This is a genomic window from [Bacillus] caldolyticus, assembly GCF_003595605.1.
GTDB lineage: Bacteria > Bacillota > Bacilli > Bacillales > Anoxybacillaceae > Geobacillus > Geobacillus thermoleovorans.
This window is the reverse complement of sequence record NZ_CP025074.1, coordinates 425,605-447,708: the sequence shown is the minus strand read 5'-3', so window position 1 is coordinate 447,708 and position 22,104 is coordinate 425,605. Positions and strand designations below refer to the sequence as shown.

The 22,104-nt window shown below is 54.8% G+C and carries 26 protein-coding genes and 2 pseudogenes; 23 read left to right on the top strand and 5 right to left on the bottom strand.

The window, feature by feature from the left end; genetic code table 11:
* The first annotated feature begins 95 nt into the window (after positions 1–95).
* On the top strand, positions 96–1,598 hold the full coding sequence (locus tag CWI35_RS02415) for a carboxypeptidase M32 (RefSeq protein WP_011231041.1): 1,503 nt from the start codon (positions 96–98) through the stop codon (positions 1,596–1,598).
* A gap of 133 nt (positions 1,599–1,731) precedes the next feature.
* Here CWI35_RS02415 and CWI35_RS02410 read toward each other — a convergent pair whose 3' ends face one another.
* From CWI35_RS02410 to CWI35_RS02400, 3 genes are read right to left on the bottom strand one after another with little or no spacing between them, the layout of a single operon-like run.
* The gene (locus CWI35_RS02410) at positions 1,732–3,381 is read right to left on the bottom strand and encodes a b(o/a)3-type cytochrome-c oxidase subunit 1 (protein WP_011231042.1); all 1,650 of its coding nucleotides are present in this window, start codon (positions 3,379–3,381) and stop codon (positions 1,732–1,734) included.
* A 1-nt stretch (position 3,382) separates the two neighbouring features.
* Complete coding sequence (locus CWI35_RS02405) at positions 3,383–3,853, bottom strand: cytochrome c oxidase subunit II (protein ID WP_011231043.1); 471 nt, start codon at positions 3,851–3,853, stop codon at positions 3,383–3,385.
* Between the two features lie 21 nt (positions 3,854–3,874).
* Positions 3,875–4,021 (bottom strand): cytochrome c oxidase subunit 2A, encoded by a 147-nt coding sequence (locus CWI35_RS02400; protein ID WP_011231044.1) that lies wholly within the window; start codon positions 4,019–4,021, stop codon positions 3,875–3,877.
* A 294-nt stretch (positions 4,022–4,315) separates the two neighbouring features.
* On the opposite strand from CWI35_RS02400, the pseudogene CWI35_RS02395 reads away from it, so the two are divergent.
* The 17 genes and pseudogenes from CWI35_RS02395 to CWI35_RS02320 form a co-directional block, all read left to right on the top strand.
* A pseudogene (locus CWI35_RS02395) lies at positions 4,316–4,540 on the top strand (xanthine phosphoribosyltransferase); the annotation flags it as partial.
* A gap of 80 nt (positions 4,541–4,620) precedes the next feature.
* Positions 4,621–4,923: pseudogene (locus CWI35_RS02390) on the top strand (solute carrier family 23 protein); the annotation flags it as partial.
* 157 nt (positions 4,924–5,080) lie between these two features.
* Positions 5,081–5,854, top strand: a complete 774-nt coding sequence (locus CWI35_RS02385; RefSeq protein WP_119877456.1) for a hypothetical protein — start codon at positions 5,081–5,083, stop codon at positions 5,852–5,854.
* A 240-nt stretch (positions 5,855–6,094) separates the two neighbouring features.
* Positions 6,095–7,213, top strand: a complete 1,119-nt coding sequence (locus CWI35_RS02380; protein ID WP_050582823.1) for a type III polyketide synthase — start codon at positions 6,095–6,097, stop codon at positions 7,211–7,213.
* A complete protein-coding gene (locus CWI35_RS02375) occupies positions 7,158–7,793 on the top strand; it encodes an isoprenylcysteine carboxyl methyltransferase family protein (RefSeq protein ID WP_023634568.1) in 636 nt (211 codons plus the stop codon). The genes CWI35_RS02380 and CWI35_RS02375 overlap by 56 nt, the downstream gene beginning before the upstream one ends.
* Before the next feature lie 168 nt (positions 7,794–7,961).
* Positions 7,962–11,711, top strand: a complete 3,750-nt coding sequence (locus CWI35_RS02370) for a dynamin family protein (protein WP_119877455.1) — start codon at positions 7,962–7,964, stop codon at positions 11,709–11,711.
* On the top strand, positions 11,711–11,899 hold the full coding sequence (locus CWI35_RS02365) for a hypothetical protein (protein ID WP_013145453.1): 189 nt from the start codon (positions 11,711–11,713) through the stop codon (positions 11,897–11,899). Before CWI35_RS02370 ends, CWI35_RS02365 begins: the two co-directional genes overlap by 1 nt.
* Positions 11,896–12,171 carry a YpbS family protein gene (locus tag CWI35_RS02360; RefSeq protein WP_020279120.1) on the top strand — a complete coding sequence of 92 codons (276 nt, stop codon included), beginning with the start codon at positions 11,896–11,898 and terminating at the stop codon, positions 12,169–12,171. Before CWI35_RS02365 ends, CWI35_RS02360 begins: the two co-directional genes overlap by 4 nt.
* 120 nt (positions 12,172–12,291) lie before the next feature.
* Complete coding sequence (locus CWI35_RS02355) at positions 12,292–13,140, top strand: sulfurtransferase (protein ID WP_014195692.1); 849 nt, start codon at positions 12,292–12,294, stop codon at positions 13,138–13,140.
* A gap of 249 nt (positions 13,141–13,389) precedes the next feature.
* Positions 13,390–13,542 carry a hypothetical protein gene (locus tag CWI35_RS18195; protein ID WP_011231053.1) on the top strand — a complete coding sequence of 51 codons (153 nt, stop codon included), beginning with the start codon at positions 13,390–13,392 and terminating at the stop codon, positions 13,540–13,542.
* Positions 13,543–13,654: 112 nt separating this feature from the next.
* Complete coding sequence (locus CWI35_RS02350; protein WP_011231054.1) at positions 13,655–14,176, top strand: TlpA family protein disulfide reductase; 522 nt, start codon at positions 13,655–13,657, stop codon at positions 14,174–14,176.
* Between the two features lie 121 nt (positions 14,177–14,297).
* Complete coding sequence (locus CWI35_RS02345; protein WP_011231055.1) at positions 14,298–14,429, top strand: FbpB family small basic protein; 132 nt, start codon at positions 14,298–14,300, stop codon at positions 14,427–14,429.
* Between the two features lie 55 nt (positions 14,430–14,484).
* Entirely contained in the window at positions 14,485–14,628 is a 144-nt protein-coding gene (locus tag CWI35_RS02340) for an acid-soluble spore protein N (protein WP_011231056.1), read from the top strand.
* Between the two features lie 30 nt (positions 14,629–14,658).
* Positions 14,659–14,886 (top strand): small acid-soluble spore protein Tlp, encoded by a 228-nt coding sequence (tlp, locus tag CWI35_RS02335; protein WP_014195696.1) that lies wholly within the window; start codon positions 14,659–14,661, stop codon positions 14,884–14,886.
* A 116-nt stretch (positions 14,887–15,002) separates the two neighbouring features.
* Positions 15,003–15,419 carry an acyl-CoA thioesterase gene (locus CWI35_RS02330; RefSeq protein WP_011231058.1) on the top strand — a complete coding sequence of 139 codons (417 nt, stop codon included), beginning with the start codon at positions 15,003–15,005 and terminating at the stop codon, positions 15,417–15,419.
* Positions 15,420–15,433: 14 nt separating this feature from the next.
* The gene (locus tag CWI35_RS02325) at positions 15,434–15,748 is read left to right on the top strand and encodes a hypothetical protein (protein WP_011231059.1); all 315 of its coding nucleotides are present in this window, start codon (positions 15,434–15,436) and stop codon (positions 15,746–15,748) included.
* Complete coding sequence (locus tag CWI35_RS02320; protein WP_020279119.1) at positions 15,748–16,167, top strand: PaaI family thioesterase; 420 nt, start codon at positions 15,748–15,750, stop codon at positions 16,165–16,167. The genes CWI35_RS02325 and CWI35_RS02320 overlap by 1 nt, the downstream gene beginning before the upstream one ends.
* Positions 16,168–16,190: 23 nt before the next feature.
* Here the strand turns inward: CWI35_RS02320 and CWI35_RS02315 are convergent, their stop codons facing one another.
* Positions 16,191–16,481 (bottom strand): HesB/YadR/YfhF family protein, encoded by a 291-nt coding sequence (locus CWI35_RS02315; protein ID WP_011231061.1) that lies wholly within the window; start codon positions 16,479–16,481, stop codon positions 16,191–16,193.
* 181 nt (positions 16,482–16,662) lie between these two features.
* Here CWI35_RS02315 and CWI35_RS18190 point away from each other — a divergent pair, with 181 nt between their 5' ends.
* Positions 16,663–16,809 carry a hypothetical protein gene (locus CWI35_RS18190; protein WP_011231062.1) on the top strand — a complete coding sequence of 49 codons (147 nt, stop codon included), beginning with the start codon at positions 16,663–16,665 and terminating at the stop codon, positions 16,807–16,809.
* Between the two features lie 315 nt (positions 16,810–17,124).
* The gene (locus tag CWI35_RS02310; protein WP_014195699.1) at positions 17,125–18,063 is read left to right on the top strand and encodes a magnesium transporter CorA family protein; all 939 of its coding nucleotides are present in this window, start codon (positions 17,125–17,127) and stop codon (positions 18,061–18,063) included.
* 42 nt (positions 18,064–18,105) lie between these two features.
* On the opposite strand, the gene CWI35_RS02305 is transcribed toward CWI35_RS02310, so the two are convergent.
* The gene (locus tag CWI35_RS02305; RefSeq protein ID WP_011231064.1) at positions 18,106–18,699 is read right to left on the bottom strand and encodes a DUF502 domain-containing protein; all 594 of its coding nucleotides are present in this window, start codon (positions 18,697–18,699) and stop codon (positions 18,106–18,108) included.
* A 179-nt stretch (positions 18,700–18,878) separates the two neighbouring features.
* Between CWI35_RS02305 and CWI35_RS02300 the strand changes: the two genes are divergently transcribed.
* The 3 genes from CWI35_RS02300 (at position 18,879) to CWI35_RS02290 (ending at position 22,042) form a co-directional block, all read left to right on the top strand.
* Positions 18,879–20,318, top strand: coding sequence for an NAD(P)/FAD-dependent oxidoreductase (locus CWI35_RS02300; RefSeq protein ID WP_119877454.1), 1,440 nt, complete (start codon positions 18,879–18,881; stop codon positions 20,316–20,318).
* Positions 20,319–20,475: 157 nt separating this feature from the next.
* Positions 20,476–21,477, top strand: coding sequence for a biotin synthase BioB (bioB, locus tag CWI35_RS02295; RefSeq protein ID WP_011231066.1), 1,002 nt, complete (start codon positions 20,476–20,478; stop codon positions 21,475–21,477).
* A gap of 346 nt (positions 21,478–21,823) precedes the next feature.
* Positions 21,824–22,042, top strand: a complete 219-nt coding sequence (locus tag CWI35_RS02290) for a YozE family protein (RefSeq protein WP_011231067.1) — start codon at positions 21,824–21,826, stop codon at positions 22,040–22,042.
* The last annotated feature ends 62 nt before the right edge of the window (positions 22,043–22,104 follow it).

Here is a 22,104-nt window from a genome sequence, read left to right as displayed (position 1 = left end):
ACAAAAATAGCATTTTCTCGCTGGCAAGCAGGAAAATGGCACCTTGTTATGGAAATGATGATACGGCCATGAAATACATAGGGGGACTGAGTATAGTGAAACCAATCGAAGCGCAGTTTTTGCAATACGTGAAAAAAATGACGGGCTACCGCGAAGCGATTGGCCTCATGTATTGGGATTTGCGGACTGGCGCCCCGAAAAAAGGGGTCGAGCAGCGATCAGAAGTGATCGGCATGCTGTCAGAAGAAGTGTTTCGCATGTCGACATCCGAGGAGATGGCAGCCTTTATCGCCAAGCTGTCGCCCAAAGCCGTCTACGAGCAGCTGAATGACGTGACAAAGAAAACGCTTGATGAATGCAAAAAAGAATACGAGCGCAATAAAAAAATTCCAGCGGATGAATACAAAGAGTTTGTCGTGCTTTGTTCCAAAGCGGAAAGCGTTTGGGAAGAAGCGAAAGCGGCTGCTGATTTCGCCCGGTTTCGCCCGTATTTGGAGCAAATCATCGAGTTTCAGCGCCGCTTTATCCGTTATTGGGGGTATGAAGGACACCCGTACAATACGCTGCTCGATCAATACGAGCCGGGCATGACCGTCGATTTGCTTGACGAACTGTTCAGCCGCCTGCGCGAACGCATCGTCCCGCTTGTGCACGCCATTTCCGCCGCGTCCGACAAGCCGGACACGTCCTTTTTGTTCGCGCCGTTTCCAAAAGAAAAGCAGCGCGCTTTTCTGCTTGAGTTGCTTAAAGAGCTCGGCTATGATTTTGGCAAGGGGAGACTTGATGAGACGGTCCATCCATTTGCGATCGGGCTCAACCCGAACGATGTGCGCATTACGACGCGCTACGACGAGCGCGACTTCCGCACCGCGGTGTTTGGCACGATCCATGAATGCGGCCATGCGCTGTATGAACAACACATTTCCGAGGCGCTTGTCGGCACTCCGCTTGCAAGCGGGGCGTCGATGGGCATTCATGAATCGCAGTCGCTCTTTTTTGAAAATATGATCGGACGCCACTATGCGTTTTGGAAGCGGCATTACCCGCGCCTGCAGCAATACGCGCCCACGCAGTTCGCCGACGTTTCGCTTGATGCGTTTTACCGGGCGATCAATGAAGCGAAGCCGTCGCTCATTCGTATTGAAGCGGACGAACTGACGTATCCGCTCCATATTATCATCCGCTATGAAATCGAAAAGCAGCTGTTTGCTGGGGAGCTGGAAGCGATCGACTTGCCGGATGTATGGAATGAGAAATATGAACAATACCTTGGCATCCGCCCGCACAACGATGCGGTCGGCGTGTTGCAGGACGTCCATTGGTCCGGCGGCAGCTTCGGCTATTTCCCATCGTATGCGCTCGGCTATATGTATGCGGCGCAATTCAAGCAAGCGATGGAAAAAGAGTTGGATGTAGCTGGGCTGCTTGAAGAGGGGAACATCGCACCGATCCGTGAATGGCTGACCGTTCATATCCACCAGTTTGGAAAAATGAAAAAGCCGCTCGAACTTGTGCGCGATGCGACGGGCGAAACGCTGAAAGCCGATTATCTTATTCAATATTTAGAAGAAAAATATAAGGCGCTTTATCGATTATAGAAACAGGCGCGTCAGTGCAAACATCGTTCTTACGCTGTTCGTTTAGTTTTTCTGTCGACAAAGTCCTATTGTGTCTCGGTTTTATGCACATAAAGAGGAAGGTGTCCCGATCGCTTGGGGACACCTTCTTGTTTCACCATAATTTGTATCCTTTCGACCCCGGCGGAGCGTTTTGAATGATGTCGATGATCGGCACCGTATAGGCGATCAAAATGAGCGCAACGACGAGGCCGATCCAAAGCTTCCAGTTTTCAAGCGCCAGCGCAGCCCGTTCATACGGAGCAGCTGCCTCGGCGACCGGAAACTCCGTTTCGCCTTTCGGGGCGAAAAAGGCCAAGTTGATCACGATGACGAGAATCAAAATAATGCCGATGAACAAGATGGTGCCGCCGACCGCTTGCGCGATTTGGTACGGAATCCATTCAAGCGCTTGCGGCGAATTGCTGTACGTTGAGAACGCCGAGCGTCGCGGTGCGCCGAGCAGACCGGCAAAATGCATCGAGCCGGACATGAACGTCATCCCAACCGCCCAAACGATCGTTTGAATGATGGCGAGCCGGTTCATCGCTTTCGTCATCACCCGGCCGGTCAAATGCGGAATGAGCCAGTATGACGCACCAAAAAATGTTAGGACGACAGTCGTTGCCACCGTTAAATGGAAGTGGCCGGTCACCCAAATCGTATTATGGACGACTTGGTTGAGTTGGTGCGAGGCGTTAATAATCCCGCCGGTGCCGGCCGGAATAAAAAACAGCATTCCGACAAACGGGGCGAAAAAGCGGGCGTCGCTCCACGGGAGTTTCCGCAGCCAGCCGAACAAGCCGGTCGCTCCCTGCGAGCGGCCGTACGATTCAAACGTCGCAAACATGGCGAACGCGGTCATGAGCGACGGAATGATGACCATGAACGTCAAGACGACTTGCACGTATTTCCAAAACGGCGAAATTCCCGGCTCAAGCAATTGGTGATGGAAGCCGACCGGAATCGAAAACAGCAAAAACAAGATAAACGCCAGCCGTGCGAGTGAATCGGAGAACATTTTGCCGCCGATCACTTTCGGAATGACGGCGTACCAAACCATATACGCCGGCAATAGCCAGAAGTAGACGAGCGGATGCCCAAAATACCAAAACAGCGTCCGGCTCAAGAGCACGTTCACCCGATCCGTGAGCCCAAGCGACCACGGAATGAGCTGGAAGACGACGGTGGCGGCGACGCCAAGCGAACAGACGAGCCATAGCACCATATTCGTCACTGACATGAACGCCAGCAGCGGGCTCACTTGACCGCGGTGCGTTTTCCGCCAGCGGGCATAATGAGCGAACATCGCAAAGCCGCTCACCCAGCTGCCGACGACGACAAGCGCCAAGCCGATGTAAAAGCCGGCGTGCGCTTGCAGCGGCGCGTAAAACGTATATAAGACAGATGCCTTGCCGGTTAAGATGAAAAACGCACTCATGGCTGTTCCGATTGTCATCAGCCAAAAACCGATCCAACCGGTCCGGCGCGAACCGTCTGAGAGCGCCCCGGTTGTACGGCTGACCGCGGCGAACTGAAAGCCGATAATGAAAAACGTCGTCAGCACGAGTCCAAGCAAGACGCCATGCGTCGTCAAAATCGTGTAATAGCTGATCCCAGCCGGGAGCTCAAACTTGCCGGAACGGACTAATGTTTGCAATAGGCCGGCGAACCCCCCGAGCGCGAGGGCGGTAAAGGCGACGAACAAATGGGCAAGCGCCAGTTTCGCATCGCGGCGATCGACTTTTTCCAACGGTTGTGCCATGTTACTCCACCACCTTTATGCGCGCCGTCATCATATGGTGGCCGGCGCCGCAATACTCGTTGCAAAGAATCGTATATTCGCCCGGTTTGTCAAACGTGGTTGTTAAGCTGTTCACATAACCGGGTTCGACCATCATGTTCACGTTCGTTCCCGGGATTTCAAATCCGTGGATGACGTCTTTCGAAGTGACGTTGATCGTCACTTTCGCTCCTTTTGGAATTTCGATCGCATTCGGTGTAAAAGAAAACGCGGCGACGACGATGTTCAACTCGTATTCCTTGTCTCCTTTTTTGACGAGCCCCGGATGATCAAACGGCGGGGTCGAATCGACTTTTTCTGGATCGATCGTCGTCAGGCAGCTCGGCGGCTGCTGTCCGGCGGCGAATGCACTTACGCCGACGACCGTCAAAAAAACGATCAAACAGCCGATGCCAAACGCAAGCCAAATTTTTTCATACTTATGGATGTGCATACCGATTCCCTCCTTTGCCGCTTACAGGCGGTGCAAAAATAAAAAGTAGACGCTGACCCAAGAAAAAATGATGAAAAAGCCGAGCAGAAACACAGAGGCCAGCGTGCCTTTGAGCGCCGGCTCTTTTTCCTTTTTCGTTTGCCGGGCCGCTGTGATCAGTTTTGCCATGCCGTATCCCTCCTCTTTGTTGGATTCATCCCCCATAACAGCAATTCGGCAGGTGCGCCAAACGGCCAATTTCCCTGCTTTGACACTATCATAACTGTACAAAACTGGGGCAACAGTGACTTTTCTCACAAAAACGATGCTGGAAGTGTGAACAAATGGTGACGTTTGTGAAAAAATGATGAAGACGTCATTTTCTCTCGCGGCAGCAGAGCCCGCCAATGTTCTTTTTGCTGGCATGTAAAGCGCCGGCGATTGAACAGGCAATGCGATGCAGCAAAGAGATTAAGCCTATCGATCATTGATGATTTTTTAGCCAACGGCCAAGCGGCGCTCGGAATGGTGGAGATCATCGAGCAAGCGGGGGCTGATATGGTCGGCATCGGCATTGTCATTGAAAAAGCGTTTCAAGACGGCGGCCGGCTGCTTCGTTCGCGCGGCTTCCGCGTTGTGTCGCTCGCCCGCATCGCATCGCTTGATGGTGGCGCCATTCAATTTGCTGACGAGGTGATGAGTCGATGAAGATGAAATGGTGGCAAGTCGGATCGCTCGGCATCCAACATGTATTGGCCATGTACGCCGGGGCGATCGTCGTTCCGCTCATCGTCGGCGGGGCGATGCTCGCGATGTTCGGCATGGTCATTGCCTACGGTGTGAAAATGTTAGGCCAAGTTGACCTAACTGTGCAAGAGAACTTGCTGATCATCGCCTGCTCGGTCGGCGTGGGGCTTGGGGTGACGGCGGTGCCGAACTTGTTTGCCGAGCTGCCGACCGGCTTGCGCATTTTAACCGACAGCGGCATCGTCGCCGGCAGCATGACCGCCATCATCTTAAACGCCGTCTTCCATTTCGGTAAGGCAAGAAAATCGGCTGCACTGCCGCTGCAGGAACAAAAAATTTCATAATGGTGTTGATCGCTTTTATAGCCATCTTCGTTTTCCGGCCACTGCTCGGGAAATGGGGGTGGCTTTTTTATTGGCGTGTCGATTGGCAGAGAAAATGATAGAAACTGGTGGAGGGATGATGGTATAATGGAAAGCGAATAGGAAAGGGGGTGAAACAATGGATGAATGGGTGGAGCGCCTTTTCGATGAGCTGCGGCAAATACGGAATCAGATGGCGACCAAACAGGATGTTGTACGGGTGAATGATCGCATCGATCGGCTTGAACAAACGGTGAGCGCGACGAAAGAGGATGTTGCGCGGTTAAATGGACGCGTCGGGCAACTCGAAGAGACCGTGGCAGCGACGAGAGAAGACGTTGTCCGGATGAATGATCGCATCGGGCGGCTTGAGCAGACCGTGGCAGCGACGAGAGAAGACGTCGCAGCGCTGGATGGGCGCATCGGGACCATCGAGCGGACGATGGCAACGAAAGAGGATGTCGCAGCGCTGGATGAGCGCATCGGGACCATCGAGCGGACGATGGCAACGAAAGAGGATGTCGCAGCGCTGGATGGGCGCATCGGGACCATCGAGCGGACGATGGCAACGAAAGAGGATGTCGCAGCGCTGGATGGGCGCATCGGGCAACTCGAAGAGACCGTGGCGGCTAACAGAGACGACATTGCGGCGCTCGACAGCCGGATTGGGCGCATGGAACAAACGATGGCGACGAAAGAGGACGTTGCCGAATTGCCGTTTATTCGGCAAGCTGTCGTGGAAACGTTAGAAACGCTCCATGAAATTTCGGCGATGAAACAAACCCTCACAGAAATGCAACAAAAAGTCAATGAAGTCATTGCCGGACAAGCGCGGCAAGAGCTCGTACTTCAATCCCTCGCTTTGCACTTGCTCGAGCATGAAAGTGAAATCCGCGCGCTAAAAGCGAGATAAATAACGAACCTCTCCTATTGTACATCCTCGCTGATGATCATGTTCCTTCCAAAACAGGCCGGTTTTGTCCGCGCCTGTTTTTTGATTGCAGCAACTTTTCATAACTTTTTTTGGCTGCGAAAACTAGAAATCCATTCGCTGTTCCTGAAAAAACGGGTGTACAAACATATTTTCCATTGCATATAGTTTGGCTTGTTGCGCATCCTAATAGAATAAAGAGGAACAGACCGAGGTGTTTGTATGCCGGTTCTTTTATCTGTCGGCACAGCAAGGATGCCGTATACGGCCGCCCAAGACGAGGTGAAGCAGCATGTCGCCGGGCTGTTCGCCGGTCGAATGGCGCGTGCGGAGCGGCTGCTGCAGGCGTTTGACAACAGCGGCATTCATACGCGCACGTTTGTCCAACCGCTTGCCTGGTACAGCGCGCCGCGCGGTTTCGGTGAAAAAAATGGGGTGTACATCGACCGTGCCGTCCGCTACAGCGCAGAGGCGGTCAATGACTGTTTGCGCAAGGCTTCGTCCGGCCCTGTTTTGCATGAGGAGATCGATGCGCTGTTTTACATCTCAACGACAGGGCTGTCGACGCCGAGCATCGAGGCGCGGCTGATGAACGTATTGCCGTTCTCCCCTCATGCCGTAAGAGTGCCGATTTGGGGGCTCGGTTGTGCGGGAGGGGCGGCTGGGCTCGCCCGGGCAGCCGACTATTGCCGGGCGTTTCCGAATGCCAAGGCGCTTGTGATCGCCGTTGAGTTTTGCAGTTTGACGTTTCAACTCAATGATTGGTCCAAAAGCAATGTGATCGGTACGTCGCTTTTTTCCGACGGCGTGGCGTGCTTGCTTGTGGCTGGCGACGGAGCGGCGCCGACAGCTGGCGCGCCGCGTGTCATCGCCGCCCGCTCGGTGCTCATGCCCGGCTCGGAAGACGTGATGGGCTGGGATGTTCGCGACGAAGGTTTGTTTGTCATCTTTTCAAAAGACATTCCGGCGATCGTTCGCTATTGGCTGCGCCCGCAAGTCGAGTCGTTTTTGCAGGAACATGGGTTAGGGCTTGGGGATATTCATCATTTCATCGCCCACCCGGGCGGGAGGAAAGTCATTGAAGCGTACGAGGAGGCGTTCGGATTCGGTCCGGAACAGACAAAAGCCGCTAGAGACGTGCTCGCCCGCTACGGCAACATGTCGTCGGCCACCGTGTATTTTGTGCTCGAACAGATGATGCGGCAGCCGCTTTCGTCCGGGCACGGCCTGCTTATCGCTCTCGGCCCGGGCTTTAGTGCGGAAATGGTGCTGCTTCAATGGGGGGATGATCGTGCGGTTTTGGTTCGTGTTTTTGGCGGTTGCCGGCATGCGCGTCATTGAGCTTCGGCTTGCAAAACGGAACGAACAGTATGTGAAAGCGCTCGGGGCGCGGGAGTTCGGCGCTCGCCATTACCCGTTGATCGTATTGATGCATGTCGGTTTCTTTTTGTCGTTGGCTGTTGAGGCGCTTCGAAAGGGCGCGCGCCCGTCGCGCCGCTGGCCGCTTTTGTTTCCGCTTTTTCTTGTCGTGCAAGGGCTGCGCGTATGGACAATTGGGTCGCTCGGCCGTTTTTGGAATACGAAAATTTTGATCGTACCAAACGGCCAAGTAGTGAAAAAAGGGCCGTACCGATGGCTTCGCCACCCGAACTATGTGGTTGTCGCCTTAGAGATTGCGCTGTTGCCGCTTTTGTTTCAAGCGCCGATCACCGCGCTTGTCTTTTCGCTTTTGAACGCATTTTTGCTGTCGATTCGCATCGCGGTTGAGGAAAGAGCGCTGGCGGCACTCACCGACTACCGGGAGGCGTTTCGGGAGCGGCCGCGTTTTTTGCCCCGGTTAAGGGGGGAGGCTGCCATCCGCAAGATGCGGCAAGCTGAAAGCAGCGGACAAATAAAAAAACAGCCCTTGAGCCGTCTATAATGGCATCTGTTCGCCGTTCGCCTGCGGGCGGCGGCAGGGCGTTGCCTCTTTCTCTATGTCATCCTGTCGGGTTACGGCAGGATTTTTCTTTTTTTTCTATTGGGAAACGGGGCGAAATGCAGTAAAATGAATGTAAATGACATTGAGGGAGACAAAGGGGTTTTGGTCATGGGGCATATTGCGATTGAGCGGCCGTCATTGCGGCTGTGGCTTTCGAAAATGATCGACATGCACGATCAGCTTCAGTCCGCGGATGACCAGGAGCATGCGGACAAAGTGAAGCAGCTCATCGAAAAAGCGGCATCCGGTGAGCTCATTGTCGCGTTTTGCGGTCATTTTTCCGCCGGCAAATCGAGTTTGATCAACGCGTTGCTCGGCGAGCCGATGCTGCCGTCCAGCCCGATTCCGACGAGCGCCAATCTCGTCAAAGTGAAAGCCGGTCCGGACTATGTGCGCGTCTTTTTCCACCGCGATGAGCCGGTCGAGTATGAACCGCCGTACGACCCGGACTTGATTCGCGCCCAATGCCGGGACGGGGAGACGATCGAATGGATTGAAATCAGCCGAACGACGGACGCCATCCCGCCGGGGGTCGCGATCCTCGATACGCCGGGCATCGATTCGACCGATGACGCCCACCGGCTGGCGACGGAGTCAGCGCTTCATTTGGCGGATGTCGTCTTTTACGTCATGGATTATAACCATGTGCAGGCGGAATTAAACTTCCAATTTACGAAGCAATTAACAGATGAAGGAAAGACCGTTTATTTGATCATCAACCAAATCGATAAACATCGCGACGACGAGCTGCCGTTCGCTGAATTTCGCGCCTCGGCCGCCGAGGCGTTCCGGCGTTGGGGAGTTGAGGCGGCCCGTTTGTTTTTCTTGTCGCTGAAAGACCCGTCACATCCGCACAACGAATGGCATGAGCTTGTCGCTTGTTTGCGCCGGTTGTTTGCCGACAAGGAGGAATGGCTCGTCCGCGGCGCCGAGTCGGCGTTAAAACGGATCGCGGACGGCCATCTTGAGCATCTCCGCGCGCGGCACGAGCTGCTTGAGCAAACGATTGAGACGCGCCTCGAGGCGCTTGGCGGCGCCGATGACGAGGCGGCGGCCATCGCGGAGCTCGATCGCCTTGAGGCGGAGCTTGCCGATTGGCAAACAGCGCCGTCGCGGGCGGAGGAGGCGTTCCGTTCGGAGCTTGAGCGCGTGCTGCAAAACGCGTACGTGATGCCGTTTGAGACGAGGGAGCGGGCTGAGGCGTACTTGCAGGCGATGCAGCCGAATTTCAAAGTGGGCCTGTTGTTCGCGAAGACAAAAACGGAGCAAGAGCGCAAGCGGCGGCTTGAGGCGTTTTATGAAAGCGTCAAAGCGCAAGCGGCGGCGCAGATCGAATGGCACGTCCGCCAGCTCCTTGTTCAGTTTGGAAAGGAATGGCATGCTGATGACGCTTGGCTCAGCGAGTGCCAGCAATGGACGGCGGAGTGGGATGAGACGATGCTTGCCGGCCTCGTCAAACAAGGGGCGGAATCAAGCGGCGCCGCGCTATTAAATTATACGGATGAGGTGGCGGCGGCGCTGAAAAAACGCTACCGCGACTCGGCGCTCGCCTTGTTTGCCGAACTGAAGGAACAAATCGCCAAACGGGCGGCCGCCCAAACAGAAACATTGAACGGACAGCTTTCGGCGGCGCGCGAAAAAGTGGAGCTCGCCGCCCGCCTCGCCCGCCTCAGAGCCGAGCGGGACGAGCGTCGGCGTGCGTTCGAGCAGCTGATCGCTGCTCCATGCGAGTCTGCATCGCTTGATGAAAACCGTCTCGCCGCGTTGACGGCGCCGCCGGTCTTCCGGAAAGCGCGTCATGCCGAGACGGCAAAACCGCAAGCAGCATCCAAGCCAGCGGAAACAAGCCGTCTTTCCGTCAAAGAGCAAGCGCTCGGTCAGGAAGCGGCCGGCCTCGGAGTGAGCGAAAGAGCGGACGAAGCTCGGACGCTTTCAAGCGGCGGAAAACAGCGGAGCGAAGAGGCGGCCGATCGGCTTGAGGAGGCGGCGGCTTGGCTTGAACGGTCCGAAATGCTTGGCCGCTTCGCTGGACCGTTGCGCGACAAGGCGCGTCGGCTTCGCGAGCGATCGTTTACCGTCGCCTTGTTTGGCGCCTTCAGCGCCGGCAAATCGTCGCTGGCGAACGCCTTGCTCGGCGCCCCGCTTCTGCCATCGTCGCCCAACCCGACAACCGCCGCCATCAGCAAAATCGCCCCGCCCGATCACAAGCACCCGCACGGCACGGCGGTGGTCAAGGTAAAAAGCGAACTGCAAATTTGGGCGGATGTGCAATCGTCGCTTCGGCAGTGCGGCCATGAGGCGGATACATGGGATGAAGCGCTCCGCCTTTGCGCCCGCCTGGCCGAATCGGGAGCCGAACATCCGGCGCAAAAGCCGCATGTGGCTTTTTTGGCAGCTGCCGCGGCCGGCTATGAGCGGATGAACGGTCGATTCGGGGAGATCGTCTCCATCGGTTGGGAAGAACTCGAGACGTATGTCGCTGACGAAGCGGTGTCATGTTTCTTAGATGAGGTCGTGTTGTACGCCGACTGTCCGCTCACCTGCCAAGGGGTGACGCTTGTCGATACCCCGGGGGTGGATTCACTTAACGCCCGCCATACGGGAGTGGCGTTTCATTACATGAAGCATGCTGATGCGTTGTTGTTTGTGACGTATTACAACCATGCGTTCTCGAAAGCAGACCGCGAGTTTTTGCTTCAGCTTGGGCGCGTGAAAGACACGTTTGCGCTTGATAAAATGTTTTTCGTCATCAATGCGGCTGATTTGGCCCAGTCGAAAGAGGAGCTTGAGGCCGTCATTTCCTATATGAACGGAGAGCTCGCCCGCTTCGGCATCCGCTTCCCGCGCCTTTATGCGCTCTCAAGCCGCTTGGCGCTGGCGGAAAAAATGGGGGCCGAGCCCGGTCCGCGCGGCGTCTTGGCGGACTCCGGCTTGTCTGCCTTTGAAACCGACTTCTTCCGCTTCTTAACGGAAGAACTGGCGGAAGTCGCCGTCGAGAGCGCATATGCCGAGCTTGAGCGGGCGCGGCGGGCGGCAGAGGAATTCGCGCGCGCCGCTGGGCAAAGCGAAGCGGAAAAAGCGGAGAAACGTCAGGCGCTTGAGGCGGTGAAAACGAAGATGCACGCCGTGCTTGCTGGCATTGATGATGCCTACGGCCGGCAGGCGCTTCGCCAGGAAGTCGACGAATTGCTCTATTACGTCAAGCAGCGCGTCTTTTTCCGCCTCAACGATGTGTTTAAGGAGGCGTTCAACCCGGCGGTGCTCCGCGACGACCAAGGCCCGGCGCGTCGGGCGCTTGAGCGTTGCCTCGACGAGTTGCTCGCATCGGTTGGCTTTGATTTGGCCCAAGAGTTGCGGGCGACGAGCTTGCGTGTTGAGTCGTTTTTGCACAAGCAGCTGGCCGAGCAGTTCTCGCGCCTATTCCATGAGCTTCGTCGTTTCGATGATGCGCTCGCGCTCACGCCGCCTGAGCCGTTTGCCTTTTCGGCGCCGGAGTTTGCCAACGCCCTTGGGGATGTAGACCGGGTGCGGTTTACCAAGGCGCTTTCGCTGTATAAAAACGCCAAATCGTTTTTTGAGCGCGACGAAAAGCGGCGGATGAAAGAGGAAATTGAGGCGGCGCTTGTCGAGCCGATCGACGCCTATTTGGCTGAGCAAAAAGAGCGGCTTGTGGCGACGTACGCAGAACAATACAAGGCTGCCGTCGCCGCACTTTCGGCCGCTCTCGCGGAACAAGTCGACAGCTATATGGAGGGCTTGCTTGCCGCGCTCGCCGAAGCGGCGGATCATGAGGCGCTCGCCCGCATCGAAGCGGCGCTTCGCCGCCTTCTTTCGGGCCGCGGCGGGGAGGCGCGTTGATGAACCGGTTTCACGCTTGCGCTACATGCATCCACTACCGTATAGAAAAGCGAGCCGACGGGCTGTACACGTATTGCCGCCGGCTCGGCTATGCGACGAAACCGAACTATCGGTTCAACTGTTGGACGCCGAAACCGAACGTCCGGCGTTTGATGGAAAAAGAAGCAGGAAAGGACGAGGACCATTGAGCGAAGTGCATCACGCGATCACTGCCCATGTGCAAAAACAGCATACCATCTTGAAGCAATTTGCTATGCTCGACGCCGAGCGCGAGCGGCTCATCGACGAAGCGGTCGAGCGGTGCCGCCGCGGCGAGTCGTTTACGGTTGATGGGATCAATGAAGTGACGAAGCGGATGAACGAACTGGCCAAAAGCGGCCTCGTGCCGGCGCGCCGGTGCGTGACGCCGGAGATGGTGCGCGAGTACGTGAGCCGGCTTGAAGGGAAAGAGCGATCGTGACGATGGCGAGCGCTGGCTGAGCGTGTCGGCGCCGCCGGCGTCCTGTTGATGATTGGCTGCTTTCCGTTCCGATCAAGAAACAACGTTTGGCGTCAGCAAAAACAAAGAGGGGGAGGACATATGGCGTCGCTTGTTTCCCATGAATGGCTCCTTCGCCATTTGCACGACGAAAACACGCGCATTCTTGATTGTCGGTTTTGGCTTGGCGATCCTGCGAAAGGAGCGGCCGTTTACCAGGAAGATCATATTCCTGGTGCCGTGTATATGGACTTGGAACGCGACTTGTCGGGCCCAGTCGGAGAGCACGGCGGCCGCCACCCGCTCCCGTCGGCCGAGCAAGCGGCGGACGTGTTTGGCCGGGTCGGCATCGATGAAACGGTGACCGTTGTCGCTTACGACGACCAAGACGGGGCGATGGCGGCGCGTTGCTGGTGGCTGCTTCGCTATTTCGGCCATGCCCACGTATACGTATTGGACGGCAATTATCGTGAATGGAAGAAGAAAGGGCATCCGGTGACGAACGTCGTCCCTGCTGTGGCGTCCCGCCCGTTTCGGCCGCGTCCGGATCGGTCATGGCTGGCGACGGTTGAGGATGTGCGCGCCGCCGTCCGCGATCGCTCGGTTGTGCTCATTGATTCGCGTGAATGGAAGCGATATGCCGGCCTGGAAGAACCGATCGACCGCCGAGCCGGCCGCATCCCAGGAGCGGTGCACCGGTTTTGGAAAGACGGAATGACGGAAGGCGGCTACTGGAAAAGCGCTGTCGAGCAGGCGGCTCGGTTTGCCGATTTTGACCGTGGGCAGCCGTTGATCGTTTACTGTGGTTCCGGCGTCACCGCCTGCCCGAACGTGTTGGCGCTCCACGAAGCTGGTTATCACAACGTTCGGCTGTACGTCGGCAGTTTCAGCGACTGGATTTCCTATCCGGACCACCCGATTGAAACGGGTGACCCGTCATCCGATGCTTAGTTTTCTCCGATTCGGGCTGAAACATCATTCGACGCCTCGGTGTTGTCGGATGGAACCGTTGTTTTCTTTTCGTTTTCTTTTTTCGGTCCGCATGAGGTCGAAGCGTTGTTGATTTTCAACGATTTTCACCTAGTGTTTGTTTCGCTTTTCTTCCATTGTTTCGGCCGCCGGTTGAAGCCGCTGTATGCATAGTTTTTTGGCCGCCGGCGGATACTATAGGTGAACCGACGGAAGCAGAGGAGGAGACGCATGGGCCGGACAAAACTTGGCAATGCCAATGCCCAACGAAACAACAACGCGAAGAAGAAAAACGGCTTTAACGAATGGAGGAGCGAATTCGCTTCGTACGCAGAAGTCGAAGCGGAGAAAATGAAAAACGATCATAAAAACATCCGATCATGATGAGGGCGCGCCCCTCGTTTTTTCGTTTTAAGCACGATGGTTGGCAAATGGCAAACGTATGTGCTATAATCGTGGACAGAGCGGCGGGAGGCGCCGGTAGGGAGGGGACAACGTGCGGAAATGGCTAGTCGTTCTTTTGTTCTTGGCTGTCGCCGGCTATGGCCTTTGGAATGTGATGGCGGCTGACAAACCGAATGAAGCAAACGGAGCCGGTCCGGAAGTGGATCAGACGGCTCCCGACTTGACCTTGCCGGCGCTTGGGGGCCAGTCGGTTAAGTTGTCGGCGCTGCGCGGCAAAGCGGTCGTCCTCAACTTTTGGACGTCGTGGTGCCCGCCATGCAAAAAGGAAATGCCGGAGCTTGCCAAGTTTTACGAGCGGCATGGCCGCGAAGTTGCGCTCCTTGCCGTTCATTTGACGACGCAAGATACGTTGGACAACGCTGAGCGGTTTGCGAAAGCGAACAGGCTCGTGTTTCCAGTCGGCCTCGATGTGCGCGGCGAAGCGCTTCGTCAATATCGAATCCAAACGATTCCAACGACGTATATTATCGATCCAAACGGCGTCATTCGGCGAAAAATTGTCGGCCCGGTGACGGCGAAGCGGCTCGAGCAGGAAACAGCGCTTTTTCGTTGAGCAGATGGCTGCAGCGAAAGGCGCTTTCTTCGTGGTTCGTTATTTTTCAAAAAGTTGTCATAATTTTTATCTTTTTTGGGCATGAATAAGATTACAATAAAAGTGAGGGGAGGTTGAAGCGATGAGACGATCCCGCAAAATGACTCTCCAAGAACTGATCAGCGAGAACAAACGGCAATTGTTGAACGATCGGGAAGCGCTCGAAAAAATCGAGAAAAAGCTGGAAGAGCGGATGCTCAAAAAAGCAGAATGACCCATGCATAGCGGTTCTCCGGGCGGACAGACTAGATGGCGAGGAGGCGAAGACAATGAGCAATCCGAAAGGAAGCCGCAAACATTTTGTGCCGAACCATATCGGCACACAGCCTCGCGCCGCAGGAGGAAACAAGGGCAAACAAATGCAAGACCAGTCCGGCCAGCACGCCCAAGTCATCCAAACGAAGGGCGAATAGCCGGAAACTCGCGCAAAGGAGGAAGCGTTCATGCCGCGTCCGAAACCGGATGACCGCAGCGACAATGTGGAAAAGCTGCAAGAAATGGTGCAAAACACCATTGAGAACATAGAAAAAGCCGAAGAAACGATGCAGTTTGCGTCGCCGGAGGAGCAGGAGAAGATCCGTGCGAAAAACCGCCGCCGCGAAGAAGCGATCGCTGCGATGCGCGCGGAAATCCGAGACGAAGCAGCTGCACGGGAACACGGCTGCCAGTAAACGAAGCAGCCCTCATGCGGGGGCGGCTTCGTTTTTTTGTCTACCGCTTGAGCGAGCCGACGGGCGAATGGTAACATAGAAGAGGAGGCCCGGTAAAAAATGGAGGGAGAACGAACGTGAAAGTGGCAGAAAAACAAATTGAAGTGCGTTATGCGGAAACAGACCAAATGGGCGTCGTCTACCACGCGAACTATTTAGTTTGGATGGAAGTCGGGCGCACGGAATTGATCAAACAGCTTGGCTTTCATTATGCTGACATGGAGAAAGAAGGCATCATTTCGCCTGTTGTCGATTTGCAAGTGTCGTACAAAAAGCCGCTTCACTACGGGGAAACGGCGACTGTCCGCACATGGATTGACGCCTATGACGGCATCCGCGTGACATACGGCTACGAGATTCTCGCCCCGGACGGCGAGGTGGCGGTGACCGGAAAGTCGCAGCATGTTTGCGTCAAGCGCGATACGTTTCGGCCGATCGTGATCCGCAAATATTTTCCTGACTGGCATGAAGCATATGAGCGGGCGAAGCGGTAAAGGGGAGCGGTGCGATGGCGTTTGGCATCCGCCGACATGAGCTCGCGGCATGGAAAGAGAAAGTGAAGCGCGGTGAAATCGCCTTTTTGACCCACTATTGGTACGACGAACGGTTTCCGCATTGCACGACAGTGACGAAAGTCGGCTGCGCCGATGTCGAAAAACTCGCCGCTTGGGGGCGGCAGTACGGGCTGAAGGAAGAGTGGATCGATCGGCGCGGTGAGTTTCCGCATTTCGATTTGCTCGGTGAGACGCAAACGCGCATTTTGCAGCAGGAAGGACGGCTGTTTGAACTGGAACGATTCACGAAACGGGGGAAGAAGGAATGATGATCGATTTGGCCGTTGTGAAGGAAATGTCGAAACATACGTTGATCGATACGCTCGGCATCGAAATTGTTGAGGTTGGCGAAGGCCGCGTCGTCGCGACGATGCCGGTCGACTGGCGCACGCACCAGCCGGCTGGGCTGCTGCATGGCGGCGCCTCAGTCGCCTTAGCGGAGACGGTCGCCAGCATCGGCGCGTACGCGCTTGTGGACCCCAACACGGAAAACGTCGTTGGATTGGAAATCAACGCCAATCACGTCCGCGCCGTTCGCCGCGGGACGGTGACGGCGACAGGGACGGTGTTGCACCGCGGTCGGACGACGATGGTGTGGGATGTGCGCATTACGGACGAACAAGGGGAGCTCGTCTGCATCTCCCGCTGCACGATCGCCATTATTCGAAAAAGCGAGCGCCAAGGCTAGCTTTTTCAATCGCCGCGGGACATTCAATGGACGAGAAAAACCGGCTCATTGCTTTTTTCGTCCAAATCCACAGTCAAATCACGTCCATCGAAATACCATTGGTCGCTCTCTTCAATAAAAAAGGTGATGCCATCAACCGTCGTCTGCGCCGCCGGCTTGTCGACCAGTTCGTCTTTGGCCATGCCAAGCGAAAACCCTTTTTGCACGGTGCTGCACCCGCCGTAGCGGGCAAAAAAGCGGATCGCATCGCCCGGCTTCAGCCCGAGCTCCCGCTTGTACCAATCAAACGCTTTTTTTGTAATCATGATGTTCATGGCTTCCCCTCCTCACTTGTTTATTATAAGTGAATGGACGGCGCCGGTAAAACGATTGTGTGAACATTGGCTGACAATTTGAGGGCGAAACAATTTCCATAAAATGGATTAACCTAGCCCTGACTGGCTCGAGTAAAATGCCGGCCGACGGCGAACAGTAAAAGCGAGGGGGGTGAAGACGGTGAGCAAGAAGCGGCCGTTTGCGCCAAGCTATGAATCGGATGGGGTGATGGGCGAAAAGAAAGAGCAACGCCCGCGCCGTTCCAACCGTCGGCAAATTGACAAACAAGCGCCTGATTTTTTCAACACGACGCCATCGAGCGAATAAAAAAGCCGAATCGAGCGGGCGATGGTTGAACATCGCGCTGTTTTGTGAATAAAGTAGCCAGTAGGCTGCTTTTTTTTTATGGCACCTACTATACAAACGGGCCGGTCCGCGCTATCATTACTTGAGGGACATCTTTTTCGAAAGGAGTGGCGTTTTCGTATATGAGTAGTTCAAGCCCGAACGAACCGGAACCGGAATATAGCGGGGAACGCGGCCTGTTCCTTTTCTTGTCGGCTGCTCATCATACGAAAACGGGCTCCGGACGGAAAGGAAGAGGCGCCGCCTTCCTCGCGTGAAAAGGAGGAAGGATGCCAGATGATGAAAATGTATTTGTCCGATGCCAACGGCAAAATGCGCGAAATCGATCATATTGAAAATGGCTGCTGGATCAATCTCGTTGCCCCGACGGAAGACGAAATTCGCTACATCGCCCACCATTTGGACATTCCGATCGATTCGATCAAAGACGCGTTGGATGACGAGGAGCGGTCGCGCGTCGAAAAGGAAGACAACCATGTGCTCATTATCGTCGACATTCCGATTGTCGCCCATGATGAAGTGGACGGCCCGATTTACGAGACGATTCCGATCGGCATGATCATTACGAACACGTGTTTTATTACGGTTTGTTTGCAGGAGAATCCGATTTTCGAAGAATTCTCCAAAAACAAAATCAAAAACTTTTACACGTTTATGAAGACGCGGTTTGCGTTGCAAATGCTGTACATGATTTCAACGTATTATTTGCGCTATTTGAAGCAAATCAATCGGCGGACGAGCGAAATCGAAAAAGAATTGCACCAATCGATGAAAAACAAGGAGCTGTTTTCGCTTCTCAGCATGGAAAAAAGCTTAGTGTATTTTATGACGTCGCTGAAGGCGAACAACATCGTCATGGAGCGGCTCATGCGCCTCAATTATTTGCGCATGTACGAAGATGACCAGGATTTGCTGCAGGACGTCATTATTGAAAACAAGCAGGCGATTGAAATGGCCGAAGTATACAGCAGCATTTTAAGCGGCATGATGGACGCGTTCGCTTCGGTCATCTCAAACAACTTAAACATTGTGATGAAGTTTTTGACGGCCATTACGATCGTCATTTCGCTGCCGACGATGGTGGCGAGTTTCTACGGCATGAACGTACCGATTCCGTACCAACACTCTCCGTACGCCTTTTTGATCGCGATGGCGCTCGCCGGTTCACTGTCAGCGGCGACGGCGTACATCTTTTGGAAAAAGCGATACTTTTGACGGCCAGGCGCGTTTTGGATGGCCATGCGAACGGCTGCCCTGTCATTGGGGCAGCCGCTTTTGCTTTCGGACGGCCACACCGCCGGAGAGGATGAATTTCATCGCCTCTTCCGGCGAGATGTCGACGACTTCCACTTGCTCTTTCGGGACGAGCAGGGTGAGCCCGGCGACTTGAAACGCCTGCGGGATATAGACGGCGACGTAGTCGGCGAGAGGATCGTGCCAAGCGCCGACATCATCCATTGTCATGAAGCCGAGGCATTTCCAGCCGCTTTCTGGCATTGTAACGAGCACAACTTGCGAAAACGATCGTTTTTCCCCGACGAAGGAAGCGATTGTATCTTTGGCGACGGAATAAACCGTTTTCATCAAGGGAATGCTTTCAAGCAACCGGTCGATCAGTCGAATGAGGCGGCCGCTTACGTATTGCGTCGATAGCCAACCGCAGACGGTAATCAGCGCGACAGTCGCCAATAGGCCTAGGCCGGGAATGTAGCGGCCATCCAAATACGGACGGACGTATTGGCCAAGCAGCCCATCCAAAACGGTGAACACTTTGTAGCACACATAGACGGCGAGTAAAATTGGCACGATCGTCAGCATGCCGTTTAGAAAATGTTTCACGAAAAAACGCATCCCTTTCCCTCCCCGCTATTCATTCTCTACCACCATACCAATTTTTTTGGCTTTATACAACTCTCTATTATATCGAACATTTTCTGTTGTATTCGGTAAGAAAGTTCGTGTTTTTCCTTGACGAACTGCCAAATGTTCCGTATACTTTCGAATGGAACATGGGAAATGGGGGATGGATCATGAACAATCATTACGATGTGATCGTGGTCGGCGCCGGGCCGGCCGGCATTTTCACTTGCTACGAACTGACGCTCAAACTCCCTGGAGCGAACGTGCTCTTAATCGATAAAGGGCACGATATCTATAAACGCAATTGTCCGATTTTGCAAAGAAAAATTGAAAAGTGTCCGCCGCCGGCCGGCAAAAAAGACTATGCCGGCTGCGTGCCGGCCTGTTCGATCACGAATGGATTCGGCGGAGCGGGGGCGTATTCGGACGGCAAATTCAATATCACGAGCGAATTCGGCGGCTGGATGACCGACTATTTGCCGGCTTCGACCGTACTTGAGCTCATCCGCTATGTCGATGAGATCAACTTGAAGCACGGAGCGACGACATCGATCACCGACCCGATGACGGATAAAGTGAAAGAGATCGAGCGGCGCGCCTATGCGGCCGGGCTGAAGCTATTGCGCGCGTACGTCCGCCATTTGGGTACAGAGCAAAATTTGGAAATTTTGAAAAGCATTTTTGAATATTTGCGCGAGCGGATTGCGATGCGCTTTACAACGGAAGTGGATGATATCGTGACCGAGCGGACGGAGAGCGGCCATCGAGTGAAAGGCGTTGTGCTGAAAAACGGAGAAACGTTGACAGCGGAAAAAGTCGTCATCGCTCCGGGGCGCGATGGCTCGGTTTGGCTGAGCAAAATCTTGCGCAAGCGCCGTTTGCGGATGATCAACAATCAGGTTGACATCGGAGTGCGCGTGGAAACATCGAACATCGTCATGCAAGAAATTAACGAACATCTGTATGAAGGGAAATTCATTTTCAACACGTCGGTTGGGACACAAGTGCGCACGTTTTGCAGCAACCCGTCCGGACATGTCGTCGTCGAAAACCATTCCGGCATCATGCTCGCCAACGGCCATGCGTACAAAGATCCAAAGCTCGGCAGCAACAACACGAACTTTGCCCTTCTTGTTTCACATAAGTTTTCCGATCCGTTTGACAAGCCGAACGAATACGCCCATGAAATTTCTCGGCTGGCGAACGCCTTGTCCAACGGCGGCATCATCGTGCAAAAATACGGCGATATTTTAAAAGGACGGCGATCGACGGAAAAGCGGATCAAAGAAGGGTTCATCGAACCGACGCTAAAAGAAGCGGTGCCGGGCGATTTAGGCCTCGTTTTGCCGTACAACACGATGAAAAGCTTGATCGAAATGACGGAGGCGCTCAACCACGTCACTCCGGGGCTTGCCTCTGAGCATACGCTCTTTTATGGGGTGGAAGCGAAGTTTTATTCGGCGCGTCCGAAACTGAACGACCGCTTTGAAACCGAAATCGCCGGGCTGTATGTCGGCGGCGACGGCGCCGGCGTTACGCGCGGCCTTGCGCAGGCGAGCGCCTGCGGCGTCTGGATCGCCCGCGACATCGTCGAGAAATTGACGCATTAGGTGAGGAACCGAGGGCAGGCCCCTTCAAACGGGGGCCTGTTTTTTTGCTGTCTGCCTGGGGACGGATTAAAAAGTAAACTGAAATGAAAATATAGTTGACAAATATGCGGCTGGTCCGTTACGATAAATGTAATGATATGGAAAGGGGAGAGGAGAGATGGCAAACTGGCTGGTGTTGGCCGAGCAAGTGTTGGGAGGCCACGAGCTGACCGATGAGGAAGCATTGGCGATATTGGATTGTCCGGATGAGGAGTTGCTCCTTTTGCTGCAAGGGGCGTACCGGATTCGCTCCGCCTATTATGGAAACAAAGTGAAGCTGAACATGATCATCAACGCCAAATCCGGCCTCTGTCCGGAAAACTGCGGCTACTGTTCGCAGTCCGCCGTATCGACGGCGCCGGTGAAAACGTATAAAATGGTCGACAAAGAGACGTTGTTGCGCGGCGCGGAAGAAGCACACCGTTTGCGCATTGGGACGTACTGCATCGTCGCCAGCGGCCGGGGGCCGAGCGATAAAGAGATCGACACCGTTGTGTCCGCGGTCAAGGAAATTAAAGAGCGGTTCGGGCTGAAAGTGTGCGCCTGCCTTGGGATCTTAAAGCCGGAGCAGGCGGCCCGGCTGAAAGAGGCGGGGGTGGATCGCTACAATCATAACATCAACACATCGAAGCAGCACCATCCGAACATTACGACGTCCCATACATACGACGATCGGGTGCGGACGGTGGAAACGGTGAAAGAAGCTGGTCTTTCGCCTTGTTCCGGCGTCATCATCGGCATGAAAGAAACGAAGCGGGATGTCGTCGATATGGCGCGCAGTTTGCGGGCGCTTGACGCCGATTCCATTCCAGTCAACTTTTTGCATGCGATCGACGGCACGCCGCTGGCTGGCACGAACGAATTAAACCCGCGTTACTGTTTGAAGGTGCTGGCCCTTTTTCGCTATATGAATCCAACCAAAGAAATCCGCATCGCCGGCGGGCGAGAAGTGAATTTGCGCTCACTTCAGCCGCTTGGCCTGTATGCCGCCAACTCGATTTTTGTCGGCGACTATTTGACGACCGCCGGGCAAGAAAAGTCAGCCGATTATCAAATGCTTGAGGATCTTGGGTTTGAAATCGAATTTGCCCCGGCTCCGCAAGCCGGAGTCGTATCATGAACGATGCCGCCGGAAGATGGCGGCTTTTTGTATGTGCGCTCACCGAGGACAAGACCTAGCGAAGCGGGAGGCATGGGAGGCGCCATGCGGTTTCAGATGGGACGCCACGATGGCGCATCGCAAGCCTTGGCGAGAAGCGGAGCGCATGATAAGACGGTGGACTTGGCCTGCCTATGCTCTGACGAGAAAAGCGGATTGAACCCCTATTGCGCCGTTTGACGCGCTTTTTTGGCATGAAAAGCCAACCCGACGCGTACGATGGGAATACAAGCTGCGAAAAAAGGCTTCACAAACAGCCAAAAGCTCATTATAATAGCAACAAAAGGAAAGGAAGAGGATGGGGGACATGGCAAAGTCATTCTACCGTTACTTGCTGCGCTTCCGCCATGGACACCAGGAAGATCCGGTCGTCCGGTTTGCGAACGGAGCGTATGAAGACCACAGCTTTCCAAAAGGGTCGACGGACTATGAAGAACTGAGCGGCTATTTGGAGCTTAACGGTGACTATTTGGAAAGTATGGTTGTGTTTGATGAGCTATGGGAGCAATTTTTGCATGAAGCGTAACTAAGGGAGCGTTCCCATTTCATAAATTGGGAGCGCTTTCAAATAGCTTTTTTCCGCGCGGT